Raw genomic sequence first — 18,387 nt, forward strand, 5'->3', positions numbered from 1 at the left:
GCTAGGTATTCAATTTGGTGTCATGATTGATCAATAAAATAGACTTATTTAATTAATCAATAAGAGTTGTAATCAATGACCATAATCTGTAACACCCCGCTAGAAGCTGTATCACCTATTCGTTCTCGACAACGGGTTTGGTGTCATTCTATGGCAGCCACTCCTTATGTCTTATTAGCCGCTCTCACTGAACATGTGATGACGTTAGAGGGCGTAGAGTTATTACAATTACATTTAGAGCATGCGGACGTATTGGCTAAACCTGAATTAGAGGGGCATTTACGTAATCGTTGCTATTTTGCTAGTAAACACAGCCGTACGCTGATTAATCAAAATAAGGCGGATTATGTACCCGTGTTTCTCTCTGAAATTCCCAAACTATTTCGTCGTGGAGAGCAACCGATTGATGTGGCACTGATTCAGGTATCACCCCCAGATCGGCATGGCTATTGTTCTTTAGGTGTCTCAGTCGAGGCCACTTTAGCTGCGTGTCGAGCGGCTAAAACCATTATTGCCCAAGTCAATCCACAAATGCCGCGTACTCTTGGTGATGCAGTGATTGCTTGGCGGGATATTGATTATGCGGTAGAGGTAGAGAGCGAAATCCCCCAATTAAAAGCTAAGGATACCAGCCCCGCTCACGCTCAAATTGGGCGTTATATTGCGGAATTAATTCGAGATGGTGATTGCTTGCAAATGGGGATTGGCGCGATTCCGAATGCCGCTTTAGCAGGTTTAAGTAATCATCAACACTTAGGGATACATTCCGAAATGTTCTCGGATGGTGTCATACCCCTAGTCGAGGCCGGCGTCATCGATAATAGCCGCAAAGTGATTCATACCGGGCGGATTGTGACCGGCTTTGTGCTGGGATCACGCGATTTATATGATTTTGTGGATGATAATTCTAATGTGCAGTTTTTGGATATTGAGTATGTCAATAATCCAGCCGTGATCCGTAAAAACCCCCAAACCGTGTCGATTAATAGTGCAATTGAAATTGATCTAACTGGACAGGTCTGTGCCGACTCCATGGGGCATAATATTTATTCTGGTTTTGGTGGGCAGGTAGATTTTGTCACGGGGGCGCAACTCTCGAAAAAAGGCCGCTCTATTATTGCCTTACCCTCTACCGCAATGAGAGGACAGCAGTCACGTATTGTACCAAGTCTCAGTCAAGGGGCAGGGGTAGTGACTTCTCGCGCTCAGGTTGATCATATTGTCACCGAGTTTGGAGTAGCTTCATTACGGGGATGTAGTATCCGCGAACGGGCGCAAAAACTGATTCAAATTGCGCATCCTGACTTCAGAGAGCAACTCGCTCAAGCCGCTGGTGTATAGTCATCAGTAGAGATCTGAAGTGGTGTGACTTAGGGCGACCACTTCAGATGAAAACAAAGTGTTTAAGTAGGTAGACCAAAGTACTTATTTACGCTCTACCACTTTATCTTTGACTAAGGTCAGTGACACTGTGCCAAGGGCGGGTTTATCACAGGAGCCTTGTGGGGTATGGTTGGGGCAGGTTTCAGTAATCCCAATAATGCGCTGATTTAATACCCCTTCGAGATTGAAGTAACGGAAAAACTTACCGCCCACTACCTCATCCGTAATCCCTTTATATTGACCCCGGTCATTGCGGAAAATAGCAATATATTGCCCCCAACTTTTCTCCTCACCGACCCCTTCTAATAAAAACGATACCACTAGATCTTTATCGCCATCATTATCCAAATCCCCTAAAGCAGCTTTCCGTACACCCCTTTGCTCTTTACCCTTTAATACTTTAGCCACCCCTTCTAAATAGCGGCTCACGACCCGCTCTAATTTAGTATCGGCATAAGCAGGTAAAGCCAGTAGTGAACTACTCAATAAAATTGTTATAAGTAGAGGAGCTAAGATACGCATCCTGATACCTCGTTATACAAATGGAAGTCGGCAGTATAATGAACGCTTGAGCTTAATGCAGGTTTACTCCAATGTGGGGGCGAAATGGTTAAGGAGTGACCGATTGAGCTTTAATGGGATAGTGGAGTGTGGTATGCCAAAGTCTTTAAATACCGCTATAATGCCTCTCTTTTAAGAATTAGCTGACTGACGCTCATGGATAAGACCTATCAACCTAAAGACATTGAACAACGCTGGTATCAAGAGTGGGAGCAACAGGGTTACTTTGCACCCCAAGGTAACGGTACTCCTTTTTGCATTATGATTCCGCCACCGAATGTGACCGGGACGTTGCATATGGGGCATGGCTTTAATCAGATGGTCATTGATACCCTGACTCGTTATCACCGCATGAAAGGTGATAAAACCTTGTATCAACCCGGTACAGATCACGCGGGAATTGCCACACAAATGGTGGTGGAGCGTCAACTCAATAAACAAGGGGTGACCCGCCATGATTTAGGTCGGGAAAAATTCCTTGAAAAAATTTGGCAGTGGAAAGAGCAATCCGGTCATACCATTACCAGCCAATTACGCCGTTTAGGAACTTCGCCCGATTGGGAGCGGGAACGCTTTACTATGGATGAGGGTTTATCAGCGGCCGTCATTGAAGTCTTTGTGCGTTTACATGAAGAAGGGTTGATCTATCGCGGTAAGCGCTTGGTCAATTGGGATACCGTATTACATACCGCAGTCTCTGATTTGGAAGTGGTATCGGAGGAAGAAAATGGCTATATGTGGCATTTTCGTTATCTGGTAGCCGATGCTGCGGGTCAGGCCACTAATGAGTATTTAACCGTAGCCACCACGCGCCCTGAAACCATGCTAGGTGACAGTGCGGTTGCGGTGCATCCGACCGACCCACGTTACCAGCATTTAATTGGTAAGCAGGTACTATTGCCGCTAGTAGGGCGTTTAATTCCCATAGTAGGGGATGACTATGCAGACCCTGAAAAAGGTACAGGCTGTGTGAAAATCACGCCCGCGCATGATTTCAATGACTATCAAGTAGGTAAACGTCATAACCTACCTCTGATCAATATTTTCACCATTAATGCCCATTTAAATGATGAAGTTCCGGCCGAGTATCGTGGTTTGGAGCGTTATGTCGCGCGTAAAGCGATTGTGGCAAAAATGGATGAGTTAGGATTACTCGCTAAAATTGAAGACCATAAACTCATGGTTCCACGCAGTGATCGTTCCGGTACAGTCATTGAGCCTTTCCTTACAGATCAATGGTATATCGATCTGACCCGTGAAACCCTCGATGATGGTCGTAAGGGCGGAAAAGCAGCTTTAGCGCAACCAGCGATTGAGGCTGTTGAAAGTGGGCGGGTTAAATTCATCCCTAGTACCTGGGATAAAACCTATTTCCAATGGATGAATAATTTAGATGATTGGTGTATTTCACGCCAACTCTGGTGGGGACATCGTATTCCAGCGTGGTATGACGCAGAGGGTAAGGCTTATGTCGGGCGTAATGAGGCAGAGGTACGGCAAAAATATAATCTCGCTCCTGATTTTGCCCTGCGCCAAGATGATGATGTACTCGATACCTGGTTTTCATCTGCCTTATGGCCGTTCTCGACCTTAGGTTGGCCGAATGTTGATGCGCAAGCTCTCAAGGATTTTTACCCCACGACTACCTTAGTGACTGGGTTTGACATTATTTTCTTCTGGGTTGCTCGTATGATTATGATGGGCAGCAAGTTCATGGGGGAGGTGCCGTTCCATGATGTATATATGCACGGTTTGGTACGTGACTCCGATGGGCAAAAAATGTCGAAATCTAAGGGTAATGTGCTCGATCCTTTGGATATTATTGACGGTATTGATTTAGAAACCTTGGTGCAAAAGCGTACTACCGGACTTATGCGCCCTGAAGATGCCCCCAAAATCGAAAAAGCGACACGTAAACAATTTCCTGAGGGGATTGCGGCCTATGGTACGGATGCGTTGCGCTTTACTTTCGCCTCTTTTGCCACGGCTGGGCGTGATATTCGTTTTGATCTACAACGCTTAGAGGGTTATCGCAATTTCTGCAATAAACTGTGGAATGCCGCGCGTTATGTCGAAATGCAATGTGAAGGGCAAGACACCGGATTAGATGCCGCTTTGCCGGTGGAGTATTCGGTGGCGGATCGCTGGATTCAGGCTGCTTTACAAAAAACCATTACCGAAACCCGCGATCACCTCGATAACTATCGCTTTGATTTAGCAGCAAAAGCGCTGTATGAGTTCGTGTGGTATGAATACTGTGATTGGTACTTAGAGCTAACTAAGCCGATTTTAGGTAAAGCCAATGACAATGAAGCCGCCAAGCGTGGGACACGTCAAACCTTAGTACGTGTACTAGAAAATATTCTACGCCTATTGCACCCGATTATGCCGTTTATTACCGAGGAAATTTGGCAAAGTATCAAAGGCTTAGCAGGTATCACTGGCTCTTCGATTATGGTGCAAGCTTATCCGGCTGCAGACGAGTCTAAAATGGATGCGCAAGCTGTCGCTGAGATCGAATGGGCCAAAGCATTTATTGTGGGTATTCGCACGATTCGCTCCGAAATGGATATTAAACCGAGTCAAGTGCTGGATATTCTGCTGCAAAATTGGTCGGAACAGGACAAACAGCTTTTTGCTAATAGTGAAGCGTTTGCCCGTTCATTGGCTAAGATTGGTACAGTGACATGGCTAGAGGCGGCTAGTAATGCACCCGAATCAGCTACGGCCTTGGTCGGTGAAATGCGGATTTTAATTCCCTTAGCCGGATTAATTGATAAAGACGCTGAAATGGCACGTCTCAGCAAAGAGATCGAAAAGCTGCAGAAAAATTTAAGTGGAGTCGAAAGCCGCTTAAATAATCCTGCCTTTGTGGAGAAAGCCAAACCTGAAGTGCTCGATACAGCAAGAAAGCAAGCTGAGGAGCAAAGGGCAGCTATGGAGCAGTTACAGGGACAGTTAGAGAAAATAAAGGCGATGTAATTAAAAAGGTGGGCACAATTAAAATGTGCTCACCTTTAATCTTTAATCTTTAATCTTCCAGATACTCAGCGTAAATATCAGATACATCAAGACCATTTTCAATAAATTTTTTGGCTACAAAATTAATACATTGATAGTCTATCATGCCGAATAAGCTATATAAATATTCACTTTCAAAAACATAATCCGGCATATAAATAGAATTTCGGTGTTTATGTAAATATTCACAAGCTTCGGTTTGGTATTGTTTGCTCATGATATCTTCTAATAATTCATAACCGATTAATAAGTGATAGATTAAGGCATGAATTGACTCATCATAATTGCCAGATACCTGATCTAAAAAATACCTACCACAACTATAAGGAAAGTCTGGTTTTGTTTTAAAACTGAAGTCATCATGATCTTGGTGAGCGATCATATCATCAAGCAATGGCTCCATCCAATTTTTGACAAATTCAATAGCATGTTCTACTGCCGCATTTTTCACTTCAGTTATACGTTGATCAAGCTCTTGAGCAAAATCTAAAAAGCAGGGTAATAGCCGGATAATTTCAGCATCAATATTAGGATTTTTGATTACCTCTTCTCTAGATATACGCCAGCATAATTGATATGAATCAATTTCATCATCAAGGTAAAAACCATCAGCTTGATTATTAGGAAGAAAATCATCTATTTTAATAAATGTATCAGTATTATTTTTTGTCATTAATACATTTATGTTATCTTTATATTGGAGAAAAATGTCTTTTTTTTCTAAAAAAAGTTCTTCAAACCACACTAAATTATTATGTGGTTCATAAATAAGAAAATCCTTAATTTGAAAGCCAGCTTCTATGAGCATAAACTCTTTATTTAAGGAAAAAGCTAAACAGATATGATGATCACCTAATTGATAATAAGTACGGTAGTAGCTAGAGAGATGTCCCATCACTGCTTTGTGAGTATTTAATTTATCAATATTTATTTGAGGTAAAGATAATTTAAAAATTTCTTTTATAAATTCTTCAATTTCATCAAATGTTTTTTGATGTATATAAGCAGGGCTATCTATTATTTTTGTGCTATCCCCTTTTTTTAAGGCAAAAGACTTTCTATCAAAAGTATTGAACCAGTCATTATTAAATCTATTTTGATTATATTGATTAAACATAAGTGCCCTGTATTTTAGAAAGATACCTAAGAGTTTTGTATGATATTCGAACAGATTAGATTGTTTTAAATTAACGTATTATTAATACAAGGTTTATTTTGTGCATGAGAGATGAAAATTATATAATATCTTTTAAATCAATAAGTTAGAATAGATTATTTTTGATTTTGACCTGACTAGAGGGATATAAGAAAACCAAAAGTAGGTAAAAAAATTCCTACTTTGCCACAATCTAAAATATGCACAATCCCATATTTTACAGTCGCTTAATCGATATTTTTAACCAAATACATGTTGATATACTTCATTAATATTTAAGTGCTTATCTAAACAAGGGAAATAAATTGACTCCTCAGGCTTATCTAATTTTCTTAATTGCCATTCATTATTAGCATCACGTATTAAAATATCTACCTGCATTTTATCTTGAGCCACAATTAAATAGGCTTGTAAAGAGGGTATGCTTTGATACGCTAGTGATTTTTCTAAGTAATCTTTGCGAATGGTAGAGTCTGAGGCTACCTCGATAATCACACAAGGCTTAGTTAGATAGTAATCATCCTCATTATCCTCACAACTAATGACGACATCGGGGTAATAATAGGCTTTATACTTCTCTACTTTGACTTTAATATCCGAAAAGTAAATCTCACAGCCCTTATCATCAGCAGCGTCTGATAAGCCATTAATAAAATTCCTAGCAATACGATTATGACGCTTGCTAGCACCCGCCATTAAGTATACTTGCCCATCAACATACTCATGGCGCTCAGTGCCAATTTTTTCCCCCATTAAATATTCAGTGTCGGTGATATAGGGAGGTGAGGTTTGAGGCAGAGTGTTCATAGCGCATACCTTTAGTTAGAGCGGTTATTGTAACGAAATTGTAGAATAGTGACTATTTATCCCTTCAGCTCACAACCCACCCCTATCAGCTTACTCCGTCCGCCCGTTTGGGGTGATACTCGAATCTGAGTACTAATACGCTCTTGCAGGGCTTGTACATGGGAGATAATACCAATTAATTTACCCTCTTGTTGCAGATTAGAGAGTGTTTCTAGGGCGGTTTCTAAGGCTTCTTGGTCTAGTGTCCCAAACCCTTCATCTAAAAATAGAGAATCTATACGCACATTTTGGCTTGCCATATGCGAAAGCCCTAAGGCCAACGCTAAACTCACTAAAAAACTTTCACCACCTGATAGATTACGCGTAGAGCGAATTTCCCCGGCTTGATAAGTATCTAATACATTTAACTCTAAGGGTTGAGTAGAGTTATGTACTAATAAATAACGCTCGCTCATTTTACGCAATTGATGATTAGCATGATGAATCATAATCTGAAATGTCAAGCCCTGAGCAAAATTACGATATTTTTTACCATCACTAGAGCCAATTAAATCACTTAAGGTTTTCCAACGATTATATTCTTTCTGCTGGCGCTCGATAGACTCGATTTGTTTGGCTTGTTCTAATTTAATGGTGTGATGATCGTCTAATTGTTTTTGTAATGCACCTATGGTTTTTAATAGCTCACTTTGGCGCTGTTGCAATATGTCGTATTGAGTTTGCAAGTCTGATATGGAGTCATGACTTAATTGTTTGGCTTCTAAGCTGACTAGCTGGAGTTTTTTCTCTTGCTCTTTACTCTTTAATTCAGCATTTTCTAATTCTAAGGTTTTGGCTTGTTGGTTGAGCTGTTGGCGTTCGGCTTCAGATAAAGAGGCGGCTTGATAAGCTGCTTCGGAATCGAAATCGCTTTGTTGTAGACGAGAAATAAAAGTTTGCTCTAGCTGAGCTAATTGGGTCTGAGTATCCGTTTGCTTTTGTTGTAATTGACCTAATTGGGTTTCTAACTGGTTTAATATTAGTTGAGCTTGTTGTTGTGCTTGTTGATGGTTGTGTAATTGGTTTTCAGCCTGATCAATGGTGTGGCTTAGTTGTTGTTCTATTTTATCAACCGATGGCTCACTTAATAAGTTATAGCGTTGTTGGCGCAGCGTGGAGTAGTGCGTTTGTTGCTCTGTGACTTGAGTCTCTGAGTCGGTTATCGCAGCGTTAAGGGTTTGCAAGCGCTCATTCAAAGTGGCTTGCTCTTGAGTAAGCTGTTGTAATTTTTGGGTTAATTGCTGTTTTTGCTCAGCTTGTTGTATCCAAGTGTTACGCCGTGTAGTGAGTAATTGTTCGGTAGCTTTCAGACGCTCTAAATCCTCTATTTGAAGCTCAAAGGGTAATAATAGTTTGCCCACCTCCATGAGTTCGCTGTGTAGTTGTCGCTCGGAGGTTAAGCATTGCGCTTCGGTATGCTGTAGCGCTTTTAAGTTAGCTTGCAAAGCAAAGCTAGCTTTTTGGTGTTGATCTTTTGCCGTTTGCTGCTGGGTTTGGGCTTGAGTGAGCTGATGGGACAGTATTTTCAGGGTTTGTTCTAGTCTTTCACTGGCTTGAATGCGGTTTTGAGTGGTTTGATAGTGCTCGGTGTAGGCGTTGATCAAGCCCGTTAAAGCCTCATGGCTGAGATCTGTAAGGGCTAAATTGAGCGACTGTGCTAGTTCACTGAGCCGTTGTGTAAGGGTACTGAGTTGTTTTTGATAGGTGTCAGCACGTTCAGTCTGTGTCGCATGGTTAGTTTTTAGCTGTGCTATGTCGTGTTGTAAACGTTGTAGGGCGGTGTTGCTATCGGCTTGGGCTTGTTTAGCTGCTTTGAGTGCCTTAGCTGTATCGGATGGTAGCGGTAAATTACCACGCGCAAAGGGATGCTCTAGTGCGCCACATAAAGGGCAGGGTTGATTATCTTCTAATGCCGCCCGATGCTGTTCTAAAGAACGAATACGCTCTTCTAATCCCTGCCGCTCGGTGAGGCTTTGCACCTGTAGCTCTAGGGTCGTGTGCTGGGCTTGTTTGAGTTCAAGGGTTTGGCTAGCTTGCTCTAATTGTGTTTGCGTCTGTTGAGTGGTGTGCTGGAGTTTAGTGAATAAGGGTTCTAACTCAGTGCGTTGAGTGAATGTGGTGTGTAATTGTTCTAGCTGCTGTAACTGTTCTTTGATTGTATTAGCGCTATGGTGCCAGGCGGTGAGGGTTTTATCCTGTAGGTGCTGATTAAGTTGGGCTTGGGTCGTATTTAAATTATGACTGATTTGTTGGGTTTGTTGAGCACTTTGAGCCAGTGCTTGCTCCGCTTGTTCATAGGCTTGTGATAGCTGCTGTTGTGTTGCTTGGGTCTGCTGGTATTCGATTTGCTGCTGCTTGAGCGTATTTTGTTGGTGTTGTAATTGTTTAAAACGTTGCTGTAAGCCCGCCAATTCACTGACTAATGTTTCATCGGCGCGATGTGTTTGCAAATAATCCACCACTTGATCTAGCGCTTCTTGTTGGGTACTCAACTGTTTAGCTAGGGCGGCTTGCCCTTGAGTATGAGAGGCATGCTCGGCTTGTTGAGTCGCGAAAGTGTTTTTTAAACGCTGTAACTCGCTGTCTTGATGCGCTAATTTTATATCTAATTCACGTGCTTGATTAAGTAGGGGGCGTTTAGCTGCTGCTGCTTCTTTGGCTTGTTGCCAGCTATATTGAGCGTGTTCTAGCGCGGTTTGAGCGTGTTCTAATGTGGTTTTGGCGGCAGGCATTTGTGGTGCTAGCTCATTTTGTTGTTGGGCAAGCGCTTTAACCTGCTCACGCACTAAGCGCAAAGGCTGATAATCACCGGCTAGCTCTAAGGCTTTTAAGGCTTGTTGTAAGCGTTTTTGCTCAGGTTCAAAGGCGGTTTGCTTGGCTAATAGACGCTGTTTGGCTTGGGTGATGTGATCTAAGTCTTGCTCTAATTGAGTCAACTGTTGCCGCCAATGTAGGGCGGTTTCAGTGGTTTTAATTTCAGTGGTGAGTGCTTGAGCTGTTGTGTGAGCCTGAGTTAATTGATCGTTTAACTCTTGCTCTTGTTGCTGATCAAGTAGGCGTAGACTTTTTAATCCCGCTTGTAATTGTGTGAGTTGTTTAGCTTCGAGGCTAGAACGCTCATGTACCTTGATCGAGATATCACTATAAATATGGGTGCCGGTAATTTGCTCTAGAATCGGTGAACGCTCATCCGGTTTAGCCTGCAAAAAGGCCGCGAAACTACCCTGCGCTAATAAAATAGAACGGGTAAAACGTTCAAAATCAAGCCCTGTGATAGCCTCGATTTCATGACCAACCTCGGTGAGCTTTTCGGCTAGGGTTTGTTTTTTAGTAATATTAATTAGTTTATGCTGGGGTTGTTGTAGCTCGCCTTCGGGTTTTTTGCGGGCGCGGTGTTGGCTCCAGGTACTTTCAAAACGCCCTTGTTGCGTCTCAAAGGTAATTTGGGCAAAGCACTCGCCGGTGTGGCGCGACATAATATCATTGCTACTTTTAGTAATACGCTCCAAACGGGGGGTACAACCATATAACCCCAAGCAAATCGCATCTAAAATCGTACTTTTCCCCGCTCCGGTCGGGCCGGTAATCGCAAATAGGCCATCCGATAAATATTCGGGTTGTGTCAAATCAATCGACCATTCGCCTACGAGAGAATTAAGATTTTTAAAACGAATATGTAGGATGCGCATGGTTTGTCATTAGCCTAATTGAAGAGAGCTATTAACATAAACTACTAGGCTTGATGGGGAAAGTAGCAGAGACTAAATAATTAGCCTCTGCTAGGGGGTGATTAAGCGGATTAAGGTGTCGGGTCTACCCAAGCACTCACACCATCTAAAGGAATGGTATCCGCAAGGGTTGGCATAGAAACGGGTAATTCACCTTGTACATAATAGAATAGGGTAGGTACTAAAGTGGTAAAACCATTAGCTGCCACTTGATCTTTAGCCGCTTGACTCACGCTAATACCCCACGCGGCGAAATAATCCCGATAATCTTTTTGCATGATTTTAGAGGCCGCTAGATACATAAAATCACCAGCATTTAAATTATTCGCAGCAGTACGAGTATATTGGCTCAAGCCTAATTGATTTTTAACAGCATTCCAGCGAGTATCGCTTTTTACTGCATGAGTTAAAATACGCTCCATAATATACATTTCAGTATAAAAGTCCCAAGAGCCAGCGGTATACATGAGTTGTATATAAAACGATAGGCGCTCAAAAGCATTATCATAAGTGCCGGTTTTCACCCAGAGTGGATGACTAGAGTTTGCTGCAGTAGCAGCGGCAATACTAGTTTGTAGTATAGTGAACGCACCTTTATGATTAGGGCGAGTGGTGGTTATTGTTGTTGAACCTTTTGCTTTTGCAGATTTCCACATAGTGTGTAGGGGGAAAATATTATTCGAGACTTCTCTCGAACGGGTATCATAAATTTTTAGCCGTGGGCGTTGTAGATTATGTCCCATTTCATGATTTTCACCCCAATCTAGTGGTTGAATAGGTGAGCCGGCATCAAAAGGATTACCCGAGCACAGTGATCCGCAGTTAGCCATCGCGTCGGCATTAATATGTTGAATAGCTGGGCGACTATGAATCGTAGTATCCGTACAGAGATTTTTAGTAACACCGTCATACATAATAGCATCTAAACCTAGCTTATTACAAAAGCTCAGTGCTTCATCACTAATACTAGGTAAACCCACACCACTAAATCCAGCATAATTATAATTACCCGCAATTAGATAATTATTTAAATCACTAATAAAGTTTTTAATATCAGTCGTGGTATAGCCATTGGAAGTATTGTTATCTTGAAGATTAAAGGATTTAAAGAGATGAGATTTAAGCGTATGTAATTCAGCATAAGGCGTTTTAATGTCCGCCCAGCCAATAGGCGTATTATTGAGATGGTCAACGAAGGCTTGAATGCTGGCATCATCAAAAGCAGCTAAGAGCGGGGACTCTAATACACCAGTGGCATTTATCGTAATAGGATCAGTATTAGCGCTGGCATTCCAGCCGATATATAGTAGTCCACCATAGGGTGTTGAAAAACTATAGCTTTGGTTGTTGGCTAAGGTCATTTCTGGGCTAGCTAGATATAAAGGGCGAGCATAACCATTAGGATTCCAAGCACGAGTGGAGCCGGGACGGAGGAAATTAATTTTAAATTTGGTAGTAGTATCGGTGGTATCGGTACGAGTTAAGGTAAAGGTTTTACCCGCTGGAATATAAATCCCTGTGCTAGTCCATTCATTAAACTCAGTAGGTACTTGATTAATGGTTTTAGTTTGAGTAGGGAGTTCTGCGATTAGATCGTTTGTCGCAAAGCTACCCATTTTGGGCTGAGCTATATTGTTTGGGCGATTGTAGTTAATCGTATTATCGGCAAATATACCTTTTAAGAAAGTAGCATCGAGTGTGTTTTGTTTATCCATAGGATAAGTAATATCATGGCGTAGTTTATCACTCAGGAGTAAAGCGAGTTTAATTAACCTTAGACCATCATCTAGCTTAAAAGCATTTTTCTTTTGTCGATCAAGGATATTAATAGCTGTGGATAAGGCATCAGCTCCATCAAAAAAGAGTGATTGTTGAGTTTCGCCAGTATTACTGTCTATTATATCATTGGTATCGCAATTGATGGTGCCGACATGGTTAACACAATTAATATTATTATAGATAAAGTTAGTATTAGGATTCATTAGTGTGCTAATGGTAAGAGGGAGTTTATCTAATCCTGCACGTACATTGGTTAATAAACCAGCGGGGTCAAAGTTTAATAAATCATCTTGTCGCCAATAATTATCGGCACTCGTTACCCCAAAGTAGTCTAATAGGGTATTACCTAAGAGATTACTAGAACCATCATAGTGAATATATAATACCGGAACCCCTAATTCTTGGGCTTGCTTAACAGCATTCATAATAGCGCTTAAGTTAAAGGCGACTCCATGATTATCTGCAGCACCATCATCTCGCCCTATTACTAATAAACTAGCATTGCTTAGGCAACTAGCTAAATTAATGCTTTCACAGCTATCGGGTGTATTTGTGGTAGCTTGGGGGTAATAAGTAGTAAACCATTGGCGTGTATTAGCATCTTGTTTAAAATAAGTACTATCGGGTTGATGTGCAATGACGACCTTAGCCGGTGAGGTTTTAAAATTATTATTTTTCGTAAGCCATGCTAATAAGCTTTCTAAAAAAGCTTGCAAAGGCGGATTGTTATTAATTCCAGCGGTGCTAGTACGTACAATATCATGTAAAGCATTAGACCCTAATAGGGCATAACGCGCACCATTGGTTTGAGTGCCTGCAACGGCGAGAATATTATTTCTAACTACAGAGACTTTCTTGGCATGATTAGAAATTAATAGCGGTATATTACGACCGTAGTTAATTAAGCTATAAACAACAGAATCCTGTGAGACGCCCCAGCTAATGGGATCAATACTGTCATTATTTCGACTGCCATCACTATTAAGCTTAAAAATGCTTTTAATAGTATCTTGTTTAGCAATACTCACACGAGCTTGTGTTGCATTAATTTCATCAACAATTTCATCCACGCTAACTTTAGCTGCACTACCTATGTGTAAGGCAACCTCCATTAAGTCAATACTACCTTGTGTAGTGCCATGAACCACAAAGTTATTATTAAATAAAGTATTGGCTGGATTTAGTAATATACTGGCTTGTAATAAATTAAGATCATTATTGGCTCCAGCATATACGGTGAATCCATCTAGGTTTAAATCAGTGGAGCTATAGCCTTTTGAACGATAATTAAAGGATTGATTGCTATTTTGTTCTGCAGTGACAATATTGGCTAGGATATTATTAGTGTCATTATTAATACCTTGAGCCACTAATTGAGTATTATTATCGGTATCACCCGCCCATAATAAAGCCTTGCTCGCTTTTAATTCACGTCCTTTATTTTCTACTATAGATAATTTGGGATCACTAAAATCAATTAAAGTTGGTGTGCTATCTAATAAAAGCGGTAGCGTTGTCACACCTAGGTGATTACGATGTTTGACCGTGATTCGGTAATAATCGGCATCAAAATCCTTAAAAACTAGCAGTGCTTGCTCGGTCTGTGGATCAATTAATGTACCGTCGCGTTGGAGTAATACGGCTTTTTGATCATAGATCATGCTAGGGTCGGTTTTATCACGTAGCTCTACTAATACCCAGTCTACGATCGCTTGATTACCTGTTTGAGCGAGGCGAGTAGTACTGACGCTTTCTGTACCCGTGTAGTTAAAGGGGCGGGCGGTATAGGGTTGTTGTGTAGGCAAGTAGTTTTGACTGCGCAAAGCATCACTCATCAGCCCGGTACTGCTATTGTAAGCACCAGAGAGTAATACCTTACCTTGTAAATAAACATCAGCATAAGCTGACAGACTGCTAACGGAGAGAAGGGCCGTTAGTCCCCAGCGAATGAAATAGTGCATAACAGCTTATTATTATAAATAGTAATAGTTCTGCCAGTATGCCTTGAAATACTTAATAAACCAATAGTCAGAGATAATAAGCTGTCATTATTTGGAAAGTAAAATAGCAAGTCATTGATTAAGCGTAGACTATCTTTCTATTAGTCGAGTAAAAAACTCAACATTAAGATTAATATTAATGAGTTTGAGGCAAATGAAAAGCAGAGGCTTTTAATTAAGCCTCTGCTCTGAGGTGATTAAGGTGTAGGATCAGTCCAAGTGCTAACACCATCTAAAGGAATTAGATCTGCGGGTGTTGGCATAGTAATGGGTAATTCACCTGTTGGTATATAATAAAGCGCGGCAGGTACTAAGGTAGTAAAGCCATTAGCTGCCACTTGATCTTTAGCCGCTTGGCTTACACTAATACCCCACGCGGCGAAATAATCCCGATAATCTTTTTGCATGATTTTAGAGGTGGCTAGATACATAAAATCACCGGCATTTAAATTACCCGCAGCGGTGCGGGTATATTGGCTTAGGCCCAATTGATTTTTAACGGCATCCCAACGAGCATCGTTTTGTACCGCATGACTTAAAATACGCTCCATAATATACAGTTTAGTATAAAAGTCCCAAGAACCAGCGGTATACATGAGTTGCATATAAAAGGCCAAGCGATCATAGGCATTATCATAAGTTCCTGAACTAACCCATAAAGGATGGCTAATACTAGGAGCTGTACCGGCTGCAATACTGGCTTGTAGAATATTGAAAGCATTTTTATGACCCGTACGATCGGTGGTTATTTTAGTTAAACCCTTATCCAATGCTGATTTCCACATGGTATGTAAAGAGAAGATATTATTAGAGACTTCAAATGAGCGGACATCATAAATTTTTAAACGGGTGCGTTGTAAGTTATGTCCCATTTCATGATTTTCGCTCCAGTTTAAAGGTTGAGCAGGGGCGCCACCGACATCAAAAGGATTACCTGAGCAGAGATCCGCGCAAAGGGAAGAAATATCCGCATTAATGTGTTGGATAGCCGGACGATTATGAATACTGCTATCTAGACAAAGATTTTTAGTGACTCCTTCATAAACGACAGCATCTAAACCTAGGCTATTACAAAAAGCGAGTGTTTCATTGCTGATGTCGGGTAATCCTACACCATTAAAACCGGCAAAATTATAATTACCGGCAATCAAATAGGTATTAATATCACTAATATAGTCTTTAATATCTTGAGTCGTATAGCCATTAGTGGTATTACCATCCTGCCTATTGAATGCTGTAAATAAATAAGATTTCAAACTATGTAGTTCTGCATAAGGGGTTTTGATATCAACCCATTCAGTAGGTGAGTTATTTAGCTCATCAATAAAAGTCTGAATACTCGTATCATCAAAAGCCGATAGCATGATGGAATCGATGACATTACTAGCACTAATAGCAATAGGATCGGTATTAGTCGTAGCATTCCATCCTACATATAATAAACCACCATAAGGATTTGAAAAGCTATAGCTTTGATTGCTGGCTAAAGGTATTTCTGTGCTAGCTAGATATTGTGGGCGACTATAGCCATCCGTATTCCATAAGCGAGTAGTAGGGCGTTGATAGTTAACTTTAAACTTAGCAATGGTATTGCTAGTATCGGTGCGAGTTAAGGTAATAGTTTTACCCGCTGGGATATAAATGCCTGTACTGCTCCACTCACTAAAATTCGTAGGTGTCTGGGTAATATCAATCGTTTTAGTCGGTAGTTGATCAATAAGGAGGTTATTTGCACTCGTAGTGAAACTACCCAGTTCAGGCTGAGCATCATTATTAGGGCGGCTAAAATTAATAATATTATCGGCAAATTGAGCTTTTAAGAAAGTAGAGTCTAGCGTGGTTTGTTTATCCATCGGGTAATTAATTAATGGACGTAATTTATCACTTAATAGCAGAGCTAATTTAATTAATCTATAACCATTATCTAACTTAAAAACATTCTTTCTTTGAAGGTCAAGGGTATTAATGGCTGAGCGCGTAGCATTGAGGCCATCATAAAATAGCGATTGTTGTGTTCCACCACTCGTTGCTTCTAATACAGTACTAGGATTGCAATTTATCTTACCTGCATTATTAATACAGTTAGAGGTATTGTAGGTGAAACTAGTATTATCATTCATAAGTGTAGCGATGGTCAGCGGTAGTTTATCTAGCCCACTTGGTGCATCACTTAATAGTGTAACGGGATCAAAGCTAACTAAATCATCTAGTCGCGAGTAATTATCCGTACCTGTCACACCAAAATAGTCGAATAGTTGAGTGCCGAGTGGGTTATTACCCCCATCGTAATGAATATATAAAATCGGAACACCTGCTGCTTGGGCTTGTTTAACAGCATTCATGGTGGCAGTTAAATCAAAGGCAATACCATGAGTATCCTCAGTGCCATCATCATGCCCCATTATTAATAGATCAGCATCCGTTAAACAGCTAGCGAGATTAATACTTTCACAGGCATCGGGAGCATTTTTGGTAGCTTGAGGATAATAAGTAGTGAACCATTGGTTAGTACTAGCATCTTGTTTAAACCAATAGGAATCAGATTGATGCGCAATCACAATTTTAGCAGGAGTGGTTTTGAAATTTTCATTTTGAGTGAGCCATGCTATTAGACTTTCTAAAAAGGCTTGAAAGGGAGGATTACTGCTCGTCGTAGTGCTGGTTTTTACTAAATCACTTAAGGCATTCGAGGCTAATAAGGCATAACGTGCGCCATTTGCTTGAGTACCTGCTACTGCTAACGTATTTTTTTTATAATTAGTTGTTTTTTGTGCATGATTGGAAACAAGTATAGGGGTATTATTACCATAATTAACTAAATCAAACACAACAGAATCATGCGAAGGATTCCAATCTAAGGGGCCAAGACTGTTGGCATTGCGAGTGCCATCACTATTGAGCTTAAAAATACTTTTAATCACTTCTTGTTTAGCAAGACTAGTATTCGTTTGTGTAGTATTAATCTCTTCTACAATATCGGCTATACTCACTTTATCCGCACTACCAATACGTAAGGCTTCTGCCATGAGATCAAAGGTGCCTTGAGGGGTACCATTAATAATGAAGTTATTATTAAATAAAACATTCGTTGGATTTAATAAGATACTCGCTTGTAATATATTGAGATCATTACCCGCTCCGGCATAAAGTGTTGAGCCATCTAAGTTTAAATCGCTAGTGGCATAACCTTTTAAGCGATAATTAAACAGCTGATTTGTATTTTGTGGGGCAGTGACAATATTAGCTAGAATTGCATTAGTGTCATTATTACTACCCTGAGCCACTAATTGAGTATTCGTATCCGCATCACCTGCCCAAAGTAGCGCTTTATTCGCTTTTAACTCTCGTCCTAGACTATCCTCGGTTGCTAGGGTGGGATCACTAAAATCAATCAAGGTCGGCGTGGTATCTAATAATTGAGGTTGCGTGGTCACGCCTAAATGATTGCGATGCTTTATGGTGATGCGGTAATAATCTGGATCATAATCTTTAAAAACTAATAAGGGTTGCTCAGTGAGGGGATCTATGACCGTGCCATCACGCAGCACCAACGCGGCTTGTTGGGTACTAATTATAGTCGGATCGGTTTTATCCCGTAGCTCCACTAGCACCCAATCCACAATGGCCTGATTACCCGTTTGGGCTAGACGAGTCGAGCTTACGCTTTCCGTGCCGGTATAATTAAACGGGCTGGCTGAGTAGGGTTGTTGAGTCGGCAGGTAGTTTTGACTACGTAGTGCATCATTCATTAACCCGGTATTGCTATCATAAGCACCTGATAGTAATACTTTGGTTTGTAAGTAAACATCAGCCTGAGCTGATAGACTGCTAGCTGAGAGAAGGGCAGCTAATCCCCAGCGGATCAGATAGTACATAGCTTATGATTATTGTATTGATAGTCTTTCAGTATGCA

Annotated in this window: 8 protein-coding genes; 2 read left to right on the plus strand and 6 right to left on the minus strand. The window is 40.9% G+C overall.

What is annotated here, in order from left to right; translation table 11 throughout:
• Positions 1-75: 75 nt before the first annotated feature.
• Positions 76-1,341: an acetyl-CoA hydrolase/transferase family protein gene (locus A3IK_RS0115305; RefSeq protein ID WP_026221014.1), complete on the plus strand. Its 1,266-nt coding sequence runs from the start codon at positions 76-78 to the stop codon at positions 1,339-1,341.
• Positions 1,342-1,425: 84 nt separating this feature from the next.
• On the opposite strand, the gene A3IK_RS0115310 is transcribed toward A3IK_RS0115305, so the two are convergent.
• Positions 1,426-1,905, minus strand: a complete 480-nt coding sequence (locus tag A3IK_RS0115310) for a hypothetical protein (protein WP_020560860.1) — start codon at positions 1,903-1,905, stop codon at positions 1,426-1,428.
• A 195-nt stretch (positions 1,906-2,100) separates the two neighbouring features.
• Between A3IK_RS0115310 and A3IK_RS0115315 the strand changes: the two genes are divergently transcribed.
• Positions 2,101-4,926: a valine--tRNA ligase gene (locus A3IK_RS0115315; RefSeq protein WP_020560861.1), complete on the plus strand. Its 2,826-nt coding sequence runs from the start codon at positions 2,101-2,103 to the stop codon at positions 4,924-4,926.
• A gap of 49 nt (positions 4,927-4,975) precedes the next feature.
• On the opposite strand, the gene A3IK_RS0115320 is transcribed toward A3IK_RS0115315, so the two are convergent.
• The 5 genes from A3IK_RS0115320 to A3IK_RS0115340 all read right to left on the minus strand — a co-directional run bounded on the left by A3IK_RS0115320 (position 4,976) and on the right by A3IK_RS0115340 (position 18,349).
• The gene (locus A3IK_RS0115320; RefSeq protein WP_020560862.1) at positions 4,976-6,082 is read right to left on the minus strand and encodes a hypothetical protein; all 1,107 of its coding nucleotides are present in this window, start codon (positions 6,080-6,082) and stop codon (positions 4,976-4,978) included.
• Positions 6,083-6,361: 279 nt separating this feature from the next.
• Positions 6,362-6,928, minus strand: a complete 567-nt coding sequence (locus A3IK_RS0115325; protein ID WP_020560863.1) for a Uma2 family endonuclease — start codon at positions 6,926-6,928, stop codon at positions 6,362-6,364.
• Between the two features lie 56 nt (positions 6,929-6,984).
• Positions 6,985-10,656, minus strand: coding sequence for an AAA family ATPase (locus A3IK_RS0115330; RefSeq protein WP_020560864.1), 3,672 nt, complete (start codon positions 10,654-10,656; stop codon positions 6,985-6,987).
• A 110-nt stretch (positions 10,657-10,766) separates the two neighbouring features.
• Positions 10,767-14,435 carry an ImpA family metalloprotease gene (locus A3IK_RS0115335; RefSeq protein ID WP_020560865.1) on the minus strand — a complete coding sequence of 1,223 codons (3,669 nt, stop codon included), beginning with the start codon at positions 14,433-14,435 and terminating at the stop codon, positions 10,767-10,769.
• A gap of 236 nt (positions 14,436-14,671) precedes the next feature.
• The gene (locus A3IK_RS0115340) at positions 14,672-18,349 is read right to left on the minus strand and encodes an ImpA family metalloprotease (RefSeq protein ID WP_020560866.1); all 3,678 of its coding nucleotides are present in this window, start codon (positions 18,347-18,349) and stop codon (positions 14,672-14,674) included.
• Positions 18,350-18,387 lie beyond the last annotated feature (38 nt).

The organism is Thiofilum flexile DSM 14609 (assembly GCF_000380185.1).
Lineage (GTDB): Bacteria > Pseudomonadota > Gammaproteobacteria > Thiotrichales > Thiotrichaceae > Thiofilum > Thiofilum flexile.